Source organism: Bradyrhizobium oligotrophicum S58 (assembly GCF_000344805.1).
Classification (GTDB): domain Bacteria; phylum Pseudomonadota; class Alphaproteobacteria; order Rhizobiales; family Xanthobacteraceae; genus Bradyrhizobium; species Bradyrhizobium oligotrophicum.
This window is the reverse complement of record NC_020453.1, coordinates 6,857,391-6,875,288: the sequence shown is the minus strand read 5'-3', so window position 1 is coordinate 6,875,288 and position 17,898 is coordinate 6,857,391. Positions and strand designations below refer to the sequence as shown.

Annotated in this window: 14 protein-coding genes; 12 read left to right on the top strand and 2 right to left on the bottom strand. The window is 64.6% G+C overall.

Annotated elements, in window-relative coordinates; genetic code table 11:
• Window positions 1-159 precede the first annotated feature (159 nt).
• The 7 genes from S58_RS29700 (at window position 160) to S58_RS29670 (ending at window position 8,045) form a co-directional block, all read left to right on the top strand.
• Complete coding sequence (locus tag S58_RS29700) at window positions 160-1,380, top strand: ABC transporter substrate-binding protein (RefSeq protein ID WP_015669125.1); 1,221 nt, start codon at window positions 160-162, stop codon at window positions 1,378-1,380.
• 120 nt (window positions 1,381-1,500) lie between these two features.
• The gene (locus tag S58_RS29695) at window positions 1,501-2,772 is read left to right on the top strand and encodes a serine hydrolase domain-containing protein (protein ID WP_015669124.1); all 1,272 of its coding nucleotides are present in this window, start codon (window positions 1,501-1,503) and stop codon (window positions 2,770-2,772) included.
• Between the two features lie 248 nt (window positions 2,773-3,020).
• Window positions 3,021-4,253: a branched-chain amino acid ABC transporter substrate-binding protein gene (locus S58_RS29690; protein ID WP_015669123.1), complete on the top strand. Its 1,233-nt coding sequence runs from the start codon at window positions 3,021-3,023 to the stop codon at window positions 4,251-4,253.
• A 117-nt stretch (window positions 4,254-4,370) separates the two neighbouring features.
• On the top strand, window positions 4,371-5,318 hold the full coding sequence (locus tag S58_RS29685) for a branched-chain amino acid ABC transporter permease (RefSeq protein ID WP_015669122.1): 948 nt from the start codon (window positions 4,371-4,373) through the stop codon (window positions 5,316-5,318).
• A complete protein-coding gene (locus S58_RS29680) occupies window positions 5,315-6,604 on the top strand; it encodes a branched-chain amino acid ABC transporter permease (protein WP_015669121.1) in 1,290 nt (429 codons plus the stop codon). The genes S58_RS29685 and S58_RS29680 overlap by 4 nt, the downstream gene beginning before the upstream one ends.
• The gene (locus S58_RS29675) at window positions 6,601-7,350 is read left to right on the top strand and encodes an ABC transporter ATP-binding protein (RefSeq protein WP_015669120.1); all 750 of its coding nucleotides are present in this window, start codon (window positions 6,601-6,603) and stop codon (window positions 7,348-7,350) included. Before S58_RS29680 ends, S58_RS29675 begins: the two co-directional genes overlap by 4 nt.
• Window positions 7,350-8,045 (top strand): ABC transporter ATP-binding protein, encoded by a 696-nt coding sequence (locus S58_RS29670; RefSeq protein WP_015669119.1) that lies wholly within the window; start codon window positions 7,350-7,352, stop codon window positions 8,043-8,045. Before S58_RS29675 ends, S58_RS29670 begins: the two co-directional genes overlap by 1 nt.
• 114 nt (window positions 8,046-8,159) lie before the next feature.
• Here S58_RS29670 and dinB read toward each other — a convergent pair whose 3' ends face one another.
• A complete protein-coding gene (dinB, locus tag S58_RS29665) occupies window positions 8,160-9,266 on the bottom strand; it encodes a DNA polymerase IV (RefSeq protein WP_042340303.1) in 1,107 nt (368 codons plus the stop codon).
• A gap of 191 nt (window positions 9,267-9,457) precedes the next feature.
• On the opposite strand from dinB, the gene S58_RS29660 reads away from it, so the two are divergent.
• Window positions 9,458-10,363: a ribonuclease Z gene (locus S58_RS29660; RefSeq protein ID WP_042340302.1), complete on the top strand. Its 906-nt coding sequence runs from the start codon at window positions 9,458-9,460 to the stop codon at window positions 10,361-10,363.
• Window positions 10,364-10,395: 32 nt separating this feature from the next.
• On the opposite strand, the gene S58_RS29655 is transcribed toward S58_RS29660, so the two are convergent.
• Window positions 10,396-11,532: an IclR family transcriptional regulator gene (locus S58_RS29655; protein WP_244440662.1), complete on the bottom strand. Its 1,137-nt coding sequence runs from the start codon at window positions 11,530-11,532 to the stop codon at window positions 10,396-10,398.
• Here S58_RS29655 and S58_RS29650 point away from each other — a divergent pair, their 5' ends adjacent.
• From S58_RS29650 to S58_RS29635, 4 genes are all read left to right on the top strand, one after another.
• Window positions 11,533-12,324 (top strand): enoyl-CoA hydratase/isomerase family protein, encoded by a 792-nt coding sequence (locus S58_RS29650; RefSeq protein WP_015669113.1) that lies wholly within the window; start codon window positions 11,533-11,535, stop codon window positions 12,322-12,324.
• A 4-nt stretch (window positions 12,325-12,328) separates the two neighbouring features.
• Entirely contained in the window at window positions 12,329-14,422 is a 2,094-nt protein-coding gene (locus S58_RS29645; RefSeq protein WP_015669112.1) for an acetate--CoA ligase family protein, read from the top strand.
• Window positions 14,423-14,518: 96 nt separating this feature from the next.
• On the top strand, window positions 14,519-16,015 hold the full coding sequence (locus S58_RS29640; protein ID WP_015669111.1) for an SLC13 family permease: 1,497 nt from the start codon (window positions 14,519-14,521) through the stop codon (window positions 16,013-16,015).
• Between the two features lie 313 nt (window positions 16,016-16,328).
• Window positions 16,329-17,789, top strand: coding sequence for an aldehyde dehydrogenase family protein (locus S58_RS29635; RefSeq protein WP_015669110.1), 1,461 nt, complete (start codon window positions 16,329-16,331; stop codon window positions 17,787-17,789).
• Window positions 17,790-17,898 lie beyond the last annotated feature (109 nt).

The window sequence follows — 17,898 nt, the reverse complement described above, 5'->3', positions numbered from 1 at the left end:
GAATGAACTTGACCGGAGGTGTCCCGGACGGTAGGTCTCGGACGTGACGGAAAGCGGTCTGACGACGGCGTGGCCGGCGGCGCGGCCGCCAGTTTCGTCGTGCGCGGATGTCATCAAAGCAATCGGCTGACCATGGATCAGCCGCTCACGGGAGGACACATGACACGGATCAAGTCGACGGCGGCTGCCCTGCTGATGCTCGGCGTGGCCCTTTCAGCTCCGGCGTTTGCGCAGAAGAAATACGACGTCGGCGCTACCGACACCGAGATCAAGATCGGCCAGACCAATCCCCTGAGCGGGCCGGCTTCCGCCTTCGGCGCCATCGGCAAGGCGGAGGCGGCCTATATCCGCATGATCAACGAGCAGGGCGGCGTCAACGGGCGCAAGATCAACCTCATCCAGTATGACGACGCCTACAGCCCGCCGAAGACGGTGGAGCAGGTGCGCAAGCTGGTCGAAAGCGATGAGGTGCTGACCACGTTCCAGATCATCGGCACGCCGCCGAACGCCGCGGTCCAGAAATATCTCAACAGCAAGGGCGTTCCGCAGCTTCTGGCCGGAAGTGGAGCGTCCCGCTTCACCGACCCCAAGAATTTCCCGTGGACGATCTCCGCCAATCCGAACTACCAGTCGGAAGCGCACATCTACGCCAGATACATTCTCGAGAACTACCCGAACGCCAAGATCGGCATCCTCTATCAGAACGACGACCTCGGCAAAGACTATGTCAAGGGTCTGAAGGACGGACTCGGCGCCAAGGCCGGCATGATCGTGAAGGAGCTGTCCTACGAGCTGTCCGACCCGACCGTCGATTCCCAGTTGGTGACGCTCAAGGCGTCGGGCGCCGATCTATTCTACAACATGTCGACGCCGAAATTCGCGGCGCAATCGATCAGGAAGACCGCCGAGCTCGGCTGGAAGCCTGTCCACATCCTGGAGGTCAACGCCACCGCGGTCGGTCAGGTGCTCGTTCCCGCGGGCGTGGAGAATGCCAAGGACATCATCTCGGTCGCCTACGGCAAGGATCCGCTCGACCCGCAATGGGCCGATGACGAGGGCATGAAACGCTACAAGGCGTTCATGGCGAAATACGCGCCCGGCGAGGACGCCAACAGCGGCTTCGCGACCTATGGCTACTCGACCGCTGCCATGCTCGTCCACATCCTCAGGCAATGCGGCGACGAGCTGACGCGTGCCAACATCATGAAGCAGGCGACCAACATCAAGGGCTTCGTGCCAGATCTCGGGCTGCCGGGAATGTCGGTCACGACAACGCCCGATGACTACCGCATCAGCAAGCAATTCCAGATGATGAAGTTCGACGGCCAGCGCTGGATCATCTCGGGGCCGATCCTGACCGACGATTTCAAGGCGGACTAGCCCTTGCGCAGGCCACGGCGTCTCCGGCCGTCGCTTGCGCGCCCGGCTGCTCTGTTGTCTCCCGCCCGCGCGGCCAGCGCCGGCGGCCGAAACTGAACTCTGTCCACCGGAGCGCCGCTCATGACCAGTGAAGCCGTTCGCCGCCGTCGGGGCTTCGATCCTGCGGCGCTTGCAGCCGTCGGCCCGGCGCTCGCCAAATTCGTCGATCGCGGCGAGCTCGCCGGCATCGTGTCTCTCATCTCGCGTGGCGGCGAGGTCGTTCACGCCGAGACGATCGGCTGGCGCGATGTCGAAGCCAACAGCCCGATGCGCGCGGATACGCTGTTCCGGATTGCGTCGATGACCAAGCCGATCACCTCCGTGGCAGCGATGATGCTGGTCGAGGAAGGCCGGATCGCCTTGGCGGACCCGATCTCGCGCTGGGTCCCGGAGCTTGGCCATCTGCGGGTCCTGCGAGACGCTGCCGGTCCGCTCGACGATACCGTGCCCGCCCGGCGCGCGATCACCATCGAGGATCTGCTCACGCATCGTTCGGGGATCGCCTACGCGTTCTTCTCGGAGGGCCCGCTGAAGATCGCCTATGAGCGTGCGCTCGGCGATCCCGCGATGAACCGGTCGACGCCGGACGAATGGCTCGCTGCGCTCGGTACGCTGCCGCTGGCGTATCAGCCCGGCGACCGGTTTCACTACGGTCATTCGACCGATGTGCTGGGCTTCCTGATCGGCCGGGTCGAAGGCAAGCCGTTCCGGCAGGTGCTGCAGGAGCGCATCTTCACCCCGCTCGGCATGATCGACACCGATTTCTGGCTGCCGCACGCCAAGCGAGATCGTCTCGCCAGCCTGTACGGATATGACGAGACGGCAGGCCGGCTCGCAAGGGTCGAGCCGGTCATGTATGACGAGCCGCCGGCCTATACGCCCGGCGGTGGCGGGCTGATCTCGTCCGCGCCCGACTATCATCGGTTCGCGCTCATGCTGCTCGGAGGGGGCGAACTGGGCGGCGTCAGGCTGTTGCGGCCGGCAACCGTGGAGCTGATGCGGACCAACCGGCTGACCGATGCGCAGCGCCTGATTCCCTTCGCTGGCATGCCGTTGTGGCAGACCTGCGGATTTGGGCTCGGACTTGCAACCGCCGAGGATGCCGTCGGCAATCCCTATGCCTGCGGCGCCCCGGGTTCGATCACGTGGCCCGGCATCTTCGGCACCTGGTGGCAGGCCGATCCCATCAATGACCTGATCATGATCTATCTGGTCCAGCATCAGGTGCCGGTCTCGGCGGGGGCAGGGGCCACGATTGCCACCGGCCGCGGCGCTGCCGGCCGCCGTGCTCTGCCCGTCTTCCAGCGTGGAACTTACGCTGCGTTGTCCCACATGGCGGAACAGGCGACATGACCGGACAGTGCTTGTCATCCCCGCGTGTCGGGAGGGATTTGTCCAGGATGTGGACGCCAACATTCCGCTCAATGAAACGTCCGATCGGCGGTAAGCTCCTGCCAGCGCGTGGCCGGAGCGACAAACATGCGTTCAACCCATCCTGAGCTTGTCAGCCGGCCTTTATTCTGCTCAGTGCTTTTTCAAATTGCGCGATCATGCGCATCGATCGATCGACTAAAGTCGACAGCCAGCGAGGAAACGAGACTATGCGCAAGTTCACTCTAGCCATCGCCCTGATCGCCCCGATGCTCGGTCACGCGGCATGGGCCGAGGACACCGTCAAGATCGGATATATCGATCCGCTGTCCGGCGGTGGCGCCAGCGTCGGCGAGGGCGGCCTGAAGACGTTCCAGTATCTGGCCGAGGAGCTCAATGCCAAGGGCGGCATTCTCGGCCACAAGGTCGAAATCGTGCCGTTCGACAACAAGACCAACCCGCAAGAGAGCCTGGTCCAGGCCCAGAAGGCGATCGACGCCGGCGTCCGCTACATCACGCAAGGCAACGGATCGTCCGTCGGGCTCGCCCTGGAAGACTTCGTCAACAAGCACAATACGCGCAACCCCGGCAAGGAAGTACTGTACTTCAACTATGCCGCCGTCGATCCGAGCATGACCAACGAGAAGTGCAACTACTGGCATTTCCGCTGGGACGCCAGCTCGGACATCAAGATGGAAGCGCTCACCAGCTACATGAAGGACATTCCGTCGATCAAGAAGGTGTACCTGATCAACCAGGACTATTCGTTCGGCCAATCGGTCCGCAGCGATGCGCGCAAGATGCTGGCGGCGAAGCGGTCCGATGTCGAGATCGTCGGCGACGAGCTGCATCCGCTGCTGAAGGTCACGGACTTCTCGCCCTATATTGCCAAGATCAAGGCCTCCGGCGCCGACAGCGTCATCACCGGCAATTGGGGGCAGGACATCGCGCTGCTGCTCAAGGCTGCCGCCGACGCCGGCCTGAAGGTCAACTGGTACACCTATTATGCGGGCGGCGCCGGTGGTCCGACCGCCATCAAGCAGACGGGCCTGGATCATCAGGTCTTCCAGCTGACCGAAGGCTTTGCCAATTCGGGCAATCAGGCCGCGATGGACTACGAGAAGGCGTTCCGCGCCAAGGTCAACCTGTCGCTGTGGTATCCGCGCGCGGTCAACGAGATGCGCATGTTCAAGGCGGCGGCGGAGAAGGCCAACTCGATCGAGCCGGTGAAGGTCGCGGCCGCGCTCGAGGATCTCAAGCTCGAGGTCCTGGATGGCGGCACCGGCTTCATGCGCAAGGATGATCACCAGTTCTTCCAGCCGATCTACGTCTCGTCCTTCGGCAAGCTTGCGGCGAACGAGCCGTTCGACGAGGAGAACACCGGCTGGGGATGGCACCTGGTCTCCAAGGTCGATACGCCGCAGGCCATGGTGTCGACCACATGCAAGATGGCGCGGCCGTAAGCGATCTGCACTGGCTTCCCGCACCCCTGAGGGTGCGGGAAGCGGCGCCAGCCATGCGCCGATTTGTCAGGGAATGAGCGGCGGGGCATCGAAGCCCCGGACATTCGCGGGTGCGCCGTGCTTGAACTCATCGTCATCTCCACCCTCAACGGCGTGCTGTTCGGCATGCTGCTGTTCCTGCTGTCGAGCGGGCTGACCGTCATCTTCAGCATGATGGGAGTGCTCAATTTTGCCCACGCCAGCTTCTATATGCTCGGCGCCTTCTTCGGCTTTCAGCTCACGAAATGGGTCGGCTTCTGGCCGGCCCTGCTGCTCGCGCCGCTGCTGGTGGGGGCCATCGGCATGGCCGTCGAGCGCTATGGTCTGCGCAACACGCACAAGCATGGCCACGTCGCCGAGCTGCTGCTGACCTTCGGTCTCGCATTCGCCATCGAGGAAATCGTCTCGATGATCTGGGGCAAGACGCCGCTCGACTATCGCGTCCCGGCACTGCTGGACTTTCCCGCATTCACGATCTTCTCGACCAACTATCCGGCCTACAAGCTGTTCATGCTGGCGGTATCCGTCGTGATCTTCGTGGTGCTGCTGGTCGTGCTCAAGCGCACCCGGGTCGGCCTGATCGTGCAGGCGGCGTTGACCCATCCCCACATGGTGGGCCATCTCGGCCACAATGTCGGACGCGTGTTCATGGTGGTGTTCGGGGTCGGCAGCGCGCTGGCCGGTCTTGCCGGTGTCATCGCCGGACCTGCCTTGGTGACGCAGTCCGACATGGCCGCGGCGCTCGGCCCGATCCTGTTCGTTGTGGTCGTGTTCGGCGGCCTCGGCTCGCTGCCGGGCGCCTTCATCGCCTCGCTGGTGATCGGGCTGGTGCAGACCTTCGCCGTCGCCTTGAACGGCTCGCTGGCGAGCGCCTTCGGTCCGCTCGATCCCTCCGCCGGGCCGTCTGTGCTCACCGACATCTGGAACGTGACCATCGCGCAGGTCGCGCCGATCGTTCCCTACCTGCTGCTGGTGCTCGTTCTGATCGTGCGCCCCGTGGGCCTGATGGGGACTCGTGAATCATGACCGCCGTGACTTCGGCCTCGCATCTGCCGGCAAAATCCGCCGGCTCCCACCTCCGCTTCTACGCCGTCTGGCTGATCGGCGTCGCCGTGCTGATCGTGCTGCCGCTGCTGTTCAGCTCGGGCGGATCACTGACGTCGTTCAGCCTGATCGGAATCGCGATCGTCTTCGCGCTCTCCTACAACATCCTCCTCGGTCAGACCGGGCTGCTGTCGTTCGGCCACGCGGTTCATTATGGCCTCGGCGGCTTCGCGGCCTGCCACATGATGAACGCGGTGGTCACGCATGGCTGGCCGATCCCGCTGCCCTTCATTCCGCTGTTCGGCGGGGTGGGCGGCCTCGTCTTCGCGATCATCATCGGCTGGGTCATGACCAAGCGCGCCGGCACGGTGTTTGCGATGATCTCGCTCGGCATCGGCGAGCTCGTGGCGTCGTCGTCGCTGATCCTGCGCTCCGTGTTCGGCGGCGAAGCCGGCATCACCACGGACCGCACCGCCCTGCCGCGCATGTTCGGCTGGACCTTCGGGCCGCAGCTGCAGGTCTATTACCTGATCGCGTTCTGGCTGGTGCTGTCGGCCATCGCGATGTATGCGCTGACCCGGACGCCGCTGGGCCGGATCAGCAACGCCGTCCGCGACAATCCCGAACGGGTCCAGTTCATCGGTTATGACCCGCATGTCGTGCGCTATCTCGCTTATTGCTTCGCCGGGTTCTTCGCCGGCATTGCGGGCGGCCTCGCGGCGATCAGCTTCGAGATCGCGAATTCCGCCTATCTCGGTGCCATCCAGTCCGGCCTCGTGCTGTTCGCGACCTTCATCGGCGGCACCGCCTACTTCTTCGGTCCGATCCTCGGCGCCATCCTGGTGACCTATCTCCAGCTCGGGTTGACGAGCCTCACCAGCGTATGGCAGCTCTATTTCGGCATCATCTTCATCGGCATCGTCATGTTCTCGCCCGGTGGCATCGCCGGGCTGCTGATGATGCACCGGCCGCTGGTCCGTGCCGGAACGCTGGGAACGGTGATTCCGTCCTATCTCATTGCCATCGTGCCGACCGCGGCGCTGGCCTGCGGCGTCATCCTGACCATCGAGACGGTCGCGCGCTATTCCGGGGGCGACGCCATCAACCTGTTCGGCGTGGCGTTCAATCCGCGATCCCCGGCGACATGGGGTGTCGCCGCGGTTCTGGTGGTCGCCGGCTTCTTCGTCGCGCGGTTGAGCTGGCAGCGGATCGCCAGGGCCTGGGACGGTGCCGCCACCGTTGCGCGCGATCGGGGGTATCTGGCATGACCGCGGCGATCGAAGTCCGTGCCGTCGAAAAGCGCTTCGGCAATGTCGGTGTCATCCGCGACCTCAATCTCAGCGTCGCACAGGGCGAGCGCCACGCCATCATCGGCCCGAACGGCGCCGGCAAGTCCACGACGTTCAACCTGATCAGCGGGCATATCAGGCCGACCTCCGGCGAGGTGCGGTTGAACGGCGCGGTCATCTCGGGCCTGCGGCCGTTCGAGATCAATCGGCGCGGCCTGTCGCGCTCGTTCCAGGTCACCAACGTGTTCGCCCGCATGACCGTGTGGGAGAACGTCCGGTGCGCCGTGCTGTGGGCGACCGGACATCGCTACGCGTTCTGGAAGAACGTCGACAGCCTGCCCGAGGTGCGCGAGCGGACGGCAGAGATCCTCGACGACATCCATCTCTCGCACCGGCGTGACGTTCCCGCGGGGTTGTTGACCTATGCCGAGCAGCGTGAGCTCGAGATCGGCGTCACCATCGCCAGCGGCGCCACCGTTGTGATGCTCGACGAACCGACCGCGGGAATGAGTCATGCGGAAACGGAGCGCGCGGTGTCCTTGATCCGGCGGCTCACCGAGGGGCGGACGCTGGTGATCGTCGAGCACGACATGAGCGTCGTGTTCGGTCTCGCCGATCGAATCTCGGTGCTGGTCTACGGCCACATCATCGCGTCGGGCACGCCGGAGGAGATCCGTCGCGACCCGAAGGTGAGGGAAGCCTATCTCGGCGAGGAGGCCCACTGATGCTCGAAGTCAGGAACCTCCACGCCTATTACGGCAAGAGCCATATTCTCCAGGGCGTCGACCTCGACGTCGCCGCGGGCGAAGTCGTCAGCCTGCTCGGCCGCAACGGCGTCGGCCGCTCGACCACCGTGAAGGCGATCATGGGCGAGGTCAGCCCGCACGGGACGATCCGCTTCAAGGGCCGGGACATTGCCGGCCTGCCGAGCTACAAGATCGCGCGCCTTGGGCTCGGCTACGTGCCCGAACATCGCGATATCTTCCCGAGCCTCACGGTGCGGCAAAATCTCGTGCTCGGCATCAAGGACACCCGGCGGCCTGGGAAATGGCGGCTCCAGGACATGCTCGACATGTTTCCCAATCTCGCGGCCCGCGCCGACACGCCGGCCGGCGTCCTGTCGGGCGGCGAGAAGCAGATGCTGACCACCTGCCGCACGCTGATGGGCGACCCCGACCTCATCATGATCGACGAGCCCACCGAAGGGCTGGCGCCGCTGATCGTGCAGCAGGTCGGCGATCTGATCGCGCGGATCGCAGCGGCGGGTGTCGCGATCCTGCTGGTCGAGCAGAAGCTCTCGATCGCAATGCGCATTTCGAAACGCGTCTATGTGATGGGACATGGCCGCGTCGTGTTCGAAGGAACGCCGGATCAGCTCAAGGCCAATACCGCGGTCCGCCAAGAGTGGCTCGAAGTGTGATTGTTGCGGAGCTGCGGGCGCCAATTCGCTAGTGCTCGGCGGAAGTCTTGCGGACCTGTCGGCTGATCGCCCGTACCTCAACGTTTCGGCGCGTGTTGACCAATCTTCCCCGCCTCAGATCAGCAAGTCCAGCTGGGCTTCAGCTCCATTGTCGCTCTCCTGCAGGGACGACAGCGAGACGCCCAGCAGCCGTACCGGCTTCGGCAATGGCATCTCGCTCTGAAGAAGTGCGACGGACAAGCGCTCGAGATCGTCGCGGCTCCCGACCGCGCTGGCAACGGACCTGCTACGCGTCATGATCTCGAAGTCGGCGAACTTGACCTTCAGCGTGACCGTCCGGCCCTTGTTGCAAGTGGCTTCGCAATGGCGCCAGACCTTGTCGATCAGGGGCAGCAGCTCAGCCTTCATCGGCTCGAATTCCGTCAGGTCCGTCGAGAAGGTGTTTTCGGCGCCGACGGATTTGCGGATGCGATTGGCTCTGACCGGACGGTCGTCGACCCCGCGCGAGATCCAGTAGTAGTAGCTGCCGGCCTTGCCGAAGTGCTGCTGGAGGAAGGGCAGGGTCTGATTGCGGATGTCGAGACCCGTATGAATTCCGAGGGCGTTGAATTTGGCAGTGGTCGCCGGGCCGATGCCGTGAAACTTGCCGACGGGCAGTCCCTCCACGAAGGCCGCACCCATCTCCGGAGAAATGACATATTGACCATTCGGCTTGCGATGGTCCGAGGCAAGCTTGGCCAGAAACTTGTTGTAGGAAATGCCGGCCGAGGCATTGAGGTCGGTTTCGGCCTTGATCTTGGCCCGGATCTGCAGCGCGATGTCGCGTGCGAGCGGAATGCCCTGCAGGTTTTCGGTGACGTCGAGATAGGCCTCATCCAGTGACAGAGGTTCGATGATCGGCGTGTGCTCGGCGAAGATCGCGCGGATCTGCTGGCTGATCGCCTTGTAGACCTCGAAGCGGGGCTTCACGAAGATCAAGTCGGGACACTGGCGTTTTGCCGTGACCGACGGCATCGCCGAGCGCACGCCGAACCTCCGAGCCTCATAGCTTGCGGCGGCCACGACGCCGCGTTCGCGCGATCCGCCGACAGCCACGGGCTTGCCGCGCAGGTCGGGATTGTCCCGCTGTTCGACCGACGCGTAGAATGCATCCATGTCGATGTGGATGATCTTGCGGGTCGCCGGCATTGTGGCGTCCTGGTCCGAACCGGAGCTTGGCATCGCCGAGATTTAGCAGAGCCCGGCGTTGAAGTCTGCCCAGCGAGAGGCGACATCACTGGTCCAAGCCTCAGCCATGCCAAGCGGGCGTCTTTAGCGAGAAGGAGTGCTCATCGTGATTGAGGCCAAGCAGTCGGGCCCGGTGCCGTCGACGAATCCGGTCGTTAAGCTGCGACCGAAATCTGCCTGAAACGATGTTCGAGCTCACTTTCCTCGGAACCTCGGCGAGCGTTCCATCGGCAGACCGCAATCATCCCGGCCTTCTCGTTCGGGCAGGCCGACATCGTATTCTCGTCGATTGCGGCGAGGGGGTCCAGCGTCAGCTGCTCCGCAGCGGGGTGGGCTTTCGCCGGCTCGGCCGTATCCTGCTCACCCACGGCCATTTCGACCATATCCTCGGCATTCCCGGGCTGTTTTCCACCCTGCGGCTACGCAGGAGCGCCGACATCATGAGCATTCATGGCAGCCCGCGCACGCTCGATGTGGTCGTCGGAATGCTCGCGGGGCTGTGGGGCGAAGGCCGCGCACCCATTCCGCTTCAGCTCGTTCCGCTCGAGCGTGGGCAGGTCCTCGACGCCGGTGAGTTCACGATCGACTGTTTTCCTGTCCGGCACCGTGACACCGGCAGCTTCGGCTTCGAATTTGTAAGTCACGCTCGCCGCCATCTCCTACCCGATCGTCTTGCAGCCCTCGCGGTGCCTGACGGGCCCATGCGGAAGGCATTGGCGGACGGCATCCCGGTCACGCTCGAGGACGGTCGAACCATCGATCCCGAGGATGTTCTCGGGCCGGCGCAGGGACAGAAGAAGCTCGTTATCGTCGGCGACACGGAGACGACGGAAGGCCTGCAGGAGCATGTCCGCGACGCGGACGTGCTGGTGATCGAAGCGACCTTTCTCCAGCGCGATTCGGCCATGGCCCGCGACTACGGCCACTTGACGGCCGCGGAGGCCGCCGCGTTGGCGGCGTCCAGCAACGTCGGGCAGCTTGTCATGAACCACATCTCCGGCCGTTATTCCGACGCGGAGGTTCTCGCGGAGGCGCGGGAGAGTTTTCCAAACAGCCGTGTTGCAAACGACTTCGATCAGATGGTTGTCTAGCTGCCGCCGTCCGCAGTCTCGTTGCGGCTCACTTATGCCGATACCTCGACCTCGTTCTGGAAGCTTGAGAAGGCAGCCTTGCAGCGGGCCGCGAAGGCGACCAGGTAGCCGCCGATCTCTGCGCCGACAGCTTCGGTCGGCTCGATGTCTTGCACGCTCATGTTGATCGCGTACACCGGCAAGCCGTCCAGGACGATCGGCGTCGCGACGGCGAGCACGCCCGGCTGCCACGAGACCGCGCAATAGCCATCGCGCCTGACGCATCTGATGGATTTCTGCACTTCGGCGATCAGCGCCTTGGTGGCGGTGGCCGTACGTCGCCTGAACTGGGCCATCAGCCTGTCACGCTCGGTGTCCGGGATGCCCGCGAGATAGGCGCGCCCGAGCGACGTCAATTCCATCGGCACCTGTTGGCCGGCCACGATGCTGCGCAGCGTCGGGCGGGCGTTGTAGCGAATGGATTCGAGATAGACCATCATGGCACGATCGGCCGTTGCGAGACCGACGTTCAGCCTGCGCCGCGTCGACTCGGCGCGCATCAGCGGACCGAGCACCGTTAGCACCGGCGAGCCCATGCGAACGGCATGTCCAAGGCTGAGAACGGCGGCTGCCAGCCGATAGGTTCGCTGGGTGCGGACTTCGTCGAGCATGCCGAACGCGACCAGAGTCTTGGTCAGGCGGCTGACCGTCGAGCGGGGCAGGCCGGTGCGCTCGGCGATCTCGCCATTGCCGAGCGTATCGACGCCTGGCCGGAATGCACGCAGGATCTCGATGCCGCGCTCCAGCGAGCGGTTTCCATTCGCGCCACCGGAATATTGCCGCGCCGCAGCCATCCCCCGCCTCCTCAGACGTATTCCACTGAGTGGAAATGACGGATATCCGCTTATTTCGGCGTTCAGTATAGTGGCAAGCAATAAATCAACGCAAAAATCGGCCGGGAGCGCGAAACGCAATGTCTGAAATCCTTCTCTGAAATTTTCTCTTGGATAGCTCCCGGCGTGGTCCGGTTCGTCGGCTTCGACGCGACGGACCCGGTTTGAAATCGATACATGGTTGGTCCCTCGGCGCAACCGCGCCCGAACCGGGTCGGCATCAGCCGGCACCGCCGACGTCCTGCATCCTCGACGATCAAGCTCCGCGCATCCCACCGAACCATCGAAGGCCTGCACATGACCTATCAGCTCATCGCGTTCTCAGTCGATGCCGGCGTTGCGACCATCGCCCTGAACAGGCCAGACCGCCGCAACGCCATGAGCGACGAGATGCGCTCGGAATTCGTCGACGCGCTGCAGGCCGTTGCGAGCGACAATGCGATCCGGGCGCTGGTCTTGACCGGATGTGGCAGCGCGTTTTGCGCAGGCGGCGATATCAGCGGCATGAAGCGGCGCCTGGAGGCTCCGCAAGGCGACGTCGCGTTCAACGGCTGGACCCGTCAGCAGGGCGTGCACCGCGTCCAGTCGCTGCTGCTCAATTTGCCGAAGCCGACCATCGCGGCGGTGAACGGTGCCGCTGCCGGTCTTGGCGCGGATACCGCGCTCGCATGCGATTTCCTGATCGGCTCGGAGCGTTCGAAATTCACTTGGTCCTACATCAAGCGCGGCCTGATCCCCGATGGCGGCGGCTGCTATTTTCTGCCGCGCCGGGTCGGGCTTCCCAGGGCAAAGGAGTTGATCTTCACGGGGCGGATGGTGGATGCCGAGGAGGCCGTCGCGCTCGGCATTCTCGATCGCAAGGTCGCTTCCGGCGAACTTCGCGCGGCCGCGCAGGCATGGGCTGTCGAGCTCGCGCAGGGCTCGGCGGCCGCGCTCGCATTGAGCAAGAAGATCCTCAACCAGACCTTCGAGCGTTCGGCTCACGAGATCTTCGATCTCGGCAGCCAGGCGCAAGCCATCTGCTACACCAGCGCCGAGCATCGCGAAGCGGTTATGGCGTTCCTCGCAAAGTCATCCGCACAGGAGTGACGCCATGAGCGCCATCGCACGTCTCATTCGACCGCATAGCGTCGCCGTCATCGGCGCGTCCGCCGATCCGAGCAAGACCTCGGGGCGGCCGGTGTCGTTCCTGCAAAAGCACGGCTTCTCCGGCGAGATATATCCGGTCAATCCGAAGGTCGAACGCATCGGCGAGCTCGCCTGCTATCCTGATATCGGCGCACTGCCGCGCGTGCCGGATGTCGGAATCGTCCTGCTGGGTGCGGAGCGCGCGCATCTCGCCGTGCGGGAGCTCTCGGCGAGAGGCGCCGCCGCGGCGATTGTCGTTGCCAGCGGCTATACCGAAACCGGCGAAGAGGGAGCCAAGCGCCAGAAGCAGCTTCTCGAAGCCGCCGGTGCGATGCGGATCCTCGGCCCCAATACGATCGGCCTCGTCAACCTGACCGACAACATCGTGCTGTCGGCCTCAGGCGCGCTGGCGATGGATCACTTTCCGGCCGGCCCGATCGGACTCGTGTCGCAGAGTGGCGGCATTCTCGGAGCGCTGCTGTCCCGGGCGGCGGCGCGCGGCATCGGGCTGTCGAAGCTGGTGTCGACCAGCAACGAGGCCGATCTCGAGCTTTCGGACTTCATCGAATTTCTTGCAGCAGACGAAGCCACCAAGGTGATCGCGCTGTATGTCGAGGCGATCCGGCATCCGGACCGTTTTCGCGAAGCCGTAGGAAAGGCGCGGCGCGCCGGCAAGCCGGTGGTGGCTTTCAAGATCGGCCGCTCGGAGGCCGGAGCCAAGGCAGCCGTCTCGCACACCGGCGCGCTGGCCGGCTCGGATCGCATGTACGACGCGCTGTTCAGGCAGCTCGGTGTGATCCGAGCGAAGACGTTCGAGGACCTGCTCGACATTCCCACAGCCTTGGCGACCGGACGAAAGCTCGGCGGGACGCGCGTGGCGATTCTCACCTCGACCGGAGGTGCCGGAACGATCGTCTCCGACAGTCTCGGCGTCGCCGGTTTCGAGACGCCCGCACCCGACGCCGGGACGGCAGCCGAGCTTGCCTCGCTGCAGTCGGGCAGCCATGCCAACCTCGACCGCAATCCGGTCGACCTGACTTTGGCCGGCCTGCATCCGGACGTCCTGCGGGGAGCAATCCGTGCGCTGCTTGCCAGCCCGACCTATGATGCGCTGACGATCATTGCCGGGTCCTCCGCCGTCGGCTCTCCGGCGCTGCTCGCAGATGCCGTCCATGACTGCCTGCCGATGTCGGACAAGCCGATCATCGCCTATGTCAGCCCGCACGCGCCGAACGTCGGCGCGGTTCTCACCGCCCGCGGCGTGCCGGCCTATACGTCGGCGGAAAGCTGCACCTCTGCATTGACGGGCCTGCTTCTGGCGTCCCAGTGCTCGCAGGGCAACGCGGCAGCGGTCGCGCAAGCGATCGAGATCGGCGGCGTTCCTCCGGGCTCGCTCGACGAAGCCCAGGCCAAGGCGCTGTTCGCGCGGTTCGGAATCCCTGCGGTGAACGAGCGGATCGTCGAGACGTCCGCCGAGGCGGAAGCGGCCGCTCGTGAGCTTGGTGGAAAAGTGGTCCTGAAGATCCTGTCCGGTGAGATCACGCATAAGAGCGACGTCGGCGGCGTCGCCGTCAATCTGACGGCCGACACCATCGGCGCGCGCCTGACCGCGATGGCAACCGAGGTGGAAACTGCAACCGACCGGCGGCCACACCGCTTCCTGGTTCAGGAAATGATTTCGGGCGGCACCGAGCTGATCCTGGGCATGCATCGCGATGCGCTCGGCACGGCCATCCTGCTCGGCATGGGCGGCGTCACAGCCGAGCTCTTCAAGGACACGACGATGCGGCTGTTGCCACCGCAGGGCGGACTCGGGCGCGACGAGGCGCTCTCGATGCTGCACGAGCTCATCACCTGGCCGCTGCTCGATGGGTTCCGCGGACGGCCGAAGGCGGATGTCGAGGCGCTGGTGTCGACGATCGTGGCCTTCTCGCTGATGGCGGCACAACTCGGCCAGCGGCTGATCGAGGCCGAGATCAACCCGGTGTTCGTCTTGCCGGTGGGCCAAGGCGTGCGCGCCGCAGATGGCGTGGTGGTGCTGGCGCCTGCGGGCGACTGAGCATCCCGCCGCCACCATCCGGCCTGAGGGGATCAGGCCGGAACACATGTCGAGAAACATCGGCATCTCATAAGCAAAAGCAAATGGAGGATACGCATGTCGACGCTGGTTCATGCTGCGTCCGAGACGACGGGAGCGGGCGCCCGGAAATTCCTGATCGTGGTGATCGGCCTGACGATCATGACCGCCATCATGATCGCGCCCACGCCCGCTGATCTGTCGCCCGCGGGGCAGCGCGTCATTGCCGTGATGGCGTTCGTGGTGCTGATGTGGATCACCGAGGCCATACCCTATGGGGTGAGCGCCGTCGCGCTCGTATTCCTGCTTATCCTTGCGCTCGGCTTTTCACCGGCCGGAAATGACGGAGGCGCGATCCTCGGAACGGCAAAAGCCATTCCGCTGGCGCTCAGCGGTTTCTCGAACAGCGGCTGGCTGTTCGTCGCGGCTGGGCTTGCAATGGCGGCGGCGATCACCGGGACCGGGCTCGAGAAGCGGGTCGCGTATCTCATTCTGAAGCTGGTTGGGGCGAGTACACACGCGATCATGCTCGGCATCATCCTGACCGCTTTCGCGCTCACCTTCTTCATTCCTTCGGTGATCGCGCGTGCGGCGACGCTCGTTCCGATCGTGATCGGGTTGACGGAGGCATTTGGCCTTCCGCGCAGCAGCCAGATCGGCAAGGCCATGCTCTTGCTGGCGGGCATCCTGCCGTCGGTGACCGGGGTTGGTGTGCTCACCGGAGCCGCGCCCAATCCGGTGATGGTCAATTTCCTGACCGGAGCCGGTCAGGGCCAGGTCGGCTATGTCGACTGGCTGATCTACCTTCTCCCCTACACCCTGATGTTTTCAATCGGGCTCTATTTCCTGGCGACCCGGCTCTTCAGGTTCGAATATGCAGAGTTGCCCGGAGGCCGCGATTACATCGCCGCCCGCATCGCTGAACTGGGGCCGATGTCGACGGCCGAGAAGCGGGCGTCGTTGATCATGGCGATGACGATCCTGCTGTGGGCGACCGACAAGATCCACCATGTCGAGGCATCCGCCGTTTCGGTGCTTTGTGTCTTGCTGCTCGTGTTGCCGGGCGTTGGCGTCACCAGCTGCAACGACCTCTACAAGCGGATCGACTGGAATTCCATCTTGCTGTTCGGCGCGGGCATCTCGATGGCGGAGATGCTGACCAGGACCGGCGGCGCAGCGTGGCTGGCGAAGGTGGCGTTCGTCCAATCCGGAATCGGAGGCTTGTCCGTCACGGCGCTCGCGATCATGATCTTCGTCGTCGTGTTCTTCGTCCGCTTCTGCTTCACCAGCATCACATCGTGCCTGACCGCGATCACGCCGGCGATCATCGGCTTCCTGGTTTCCCTGCACAATCCCGAATTGCCCATTGTCGGTATCGTGCTCGGAGTTGCCCTGATCGCGCAATGCCTGTCGATCATCCCGGTGACGTCGGCTCCCGCCATGATCGCTTACGGGGCCGGCGGATTCACGACCCGGGACATGATGCGGCTCGGCCTGCCGCTCGCGGCCATCATGTACGCCCTCATCGTGCTGTTCATGTTCACTTACTGGCCGCTGGTGGGCCTCTGGAAGTGAGTGGGGCCGCGTTGCGGCACCATCATCGGACCCCCTGTTTCGGGTTTGCGATGGGGGCAACCAGTCCCTCCGCGATCGACCGCGGGCGTTGGAAGAGTGAATATCCCGCGACTGCGAAGGATCGTGATCAGACCATTGGACATGCCTGCCGTGATGCGCGTGCCGATGATGCGCAATCGTCGGCCGTTGACTCTGGACGCACTGAGCGTCAACTAACGACAGGTCCCGATCGTCGCCACCTGGTTCTGATCGGGGACCCCTGGCTGAAGCAGCCCGGATATCGGACGGATCGCGTGAAGGTCGGAGAGCTGCCATGAACGCCAATGTCAAACTGCCTGCCGCGAAGGGGGTCTTCATCGACAACAAATGGCAGCCGGCGCAATCGGGGCGCACCATTGCGATGCTGGCGCCGGCGACGGGGCAGGTGATCGCCTCGATCGCAGCCGGTGATGCGCCCGATATCGATCTCGCCGTGGCGGCCGCGCGCCGCGCGCTCGAAGGTCCGTGGGGGCGGCTTTCTGCCGTGGAGCGCGGTCGGCTGCTGTCCAGGCTCGGCCGTCTGGTCGAGGACAATGCGGAGGATCTGGCCAGGCTGGAGGCGGCCGACACCGGCAAGCCCATGAAGCAGGCCAAGGCCGACATCGTCGCGGTCGCGCGCTACTTCGAATATTATGGCGGCGCGGCCGACAAGGTGCACGGCGACACCATCCCGTTCCTCGACGGCTTCTTCGTCACGACGGTCTATGAGCCGCTCGGCGTCACCGGCCACATCATTCCCTGGAACTATCCGGGCCAGATGTTCGGCCGCACCGTGGCGCCGGCGCTGGCGATGGGCAATGCGACCGTGATCAAGCCGGCCGAGGAGGCCTGCCTGCTGCCGCTGCGGCTCGCCGAGCTCGCGGCCGAAGCCGGCTTTCCGGCGGGCGCGATCAACGTCGTGCCCGGCCTCGGCGAGGAGGCCGGCGCGGCGCTGTCGGCGCATGACGGCATCGACTTCCTGTCCTTCACCGGTAGCCCGGAGGTAGGCACCCTGGTGCAGACGGCGGCGGCGAGGAATCACATCGGCTGCACGCTCGAGCTCGGCGGCAAGTCGCCGCAGATCGTGTTCGCCGATGCCGACCTTGACGCGGCGCTGACCTCGGTCGCCGCGGCGATCGTGCAGAATGCCGGCCAGACCTGCTCGGCCGGTTCGCGCGTGCTGGTGGAGCGTTCGATCTGGGATCGCTTCCTGGCCGATCTCAAGCTCCGTTTCGAGAAGATCACCGCCGGTACGCCGGAAATGGATCTCGATCTCGGCCCCGTCATCAGCGCGGTCCAGAAAAAGCGGATCGAGGGCATGCTGGCACGCGCCGAAAGTAGCGGCGCCAAGTGCGTCGCGACCGGCAGGATCGCCGAGGGCGTCCCGAGCGAAGGCTTCTACGTCGCGCCGGCATTGTATCAGCACGTCGACCGCAACTCCGAACTGGCGCGCGAGGAAGTGTTCGGTCCCGTGCTGGCGGCGATGCCATTCGACGATGAGGCCGATGCCATCCGGCTGGCCAACGGCACCGATTTCGGTCTGGTCGCGGGGGTGTGGTCGGGTGACGGCTCGCGCGCGATGCGTGTCGCCCGCAAGGTCAAGGTCGGCCAGATGTTCGTCAACGGCTATGGCGCCGGCGGCGGCATCGAGCTGCCGTTCGGCGGCATGAAGAAATCGGGCCACGGTCGCGAGAAAGGGTTCGAGGCGCTGTACGAGCTCGCCGCGATGAAGACCCTGATCGTCAAGCACGGCTAGACCTGCGCGTCCGACGTTCCGAACATTCCGCCGGGCGGACGCCAATCGCCGGCGCCGTCCTGCGAAGCTTATTGTCAGTCCGTACGGCGAGGTGCTTAATGACATCAAG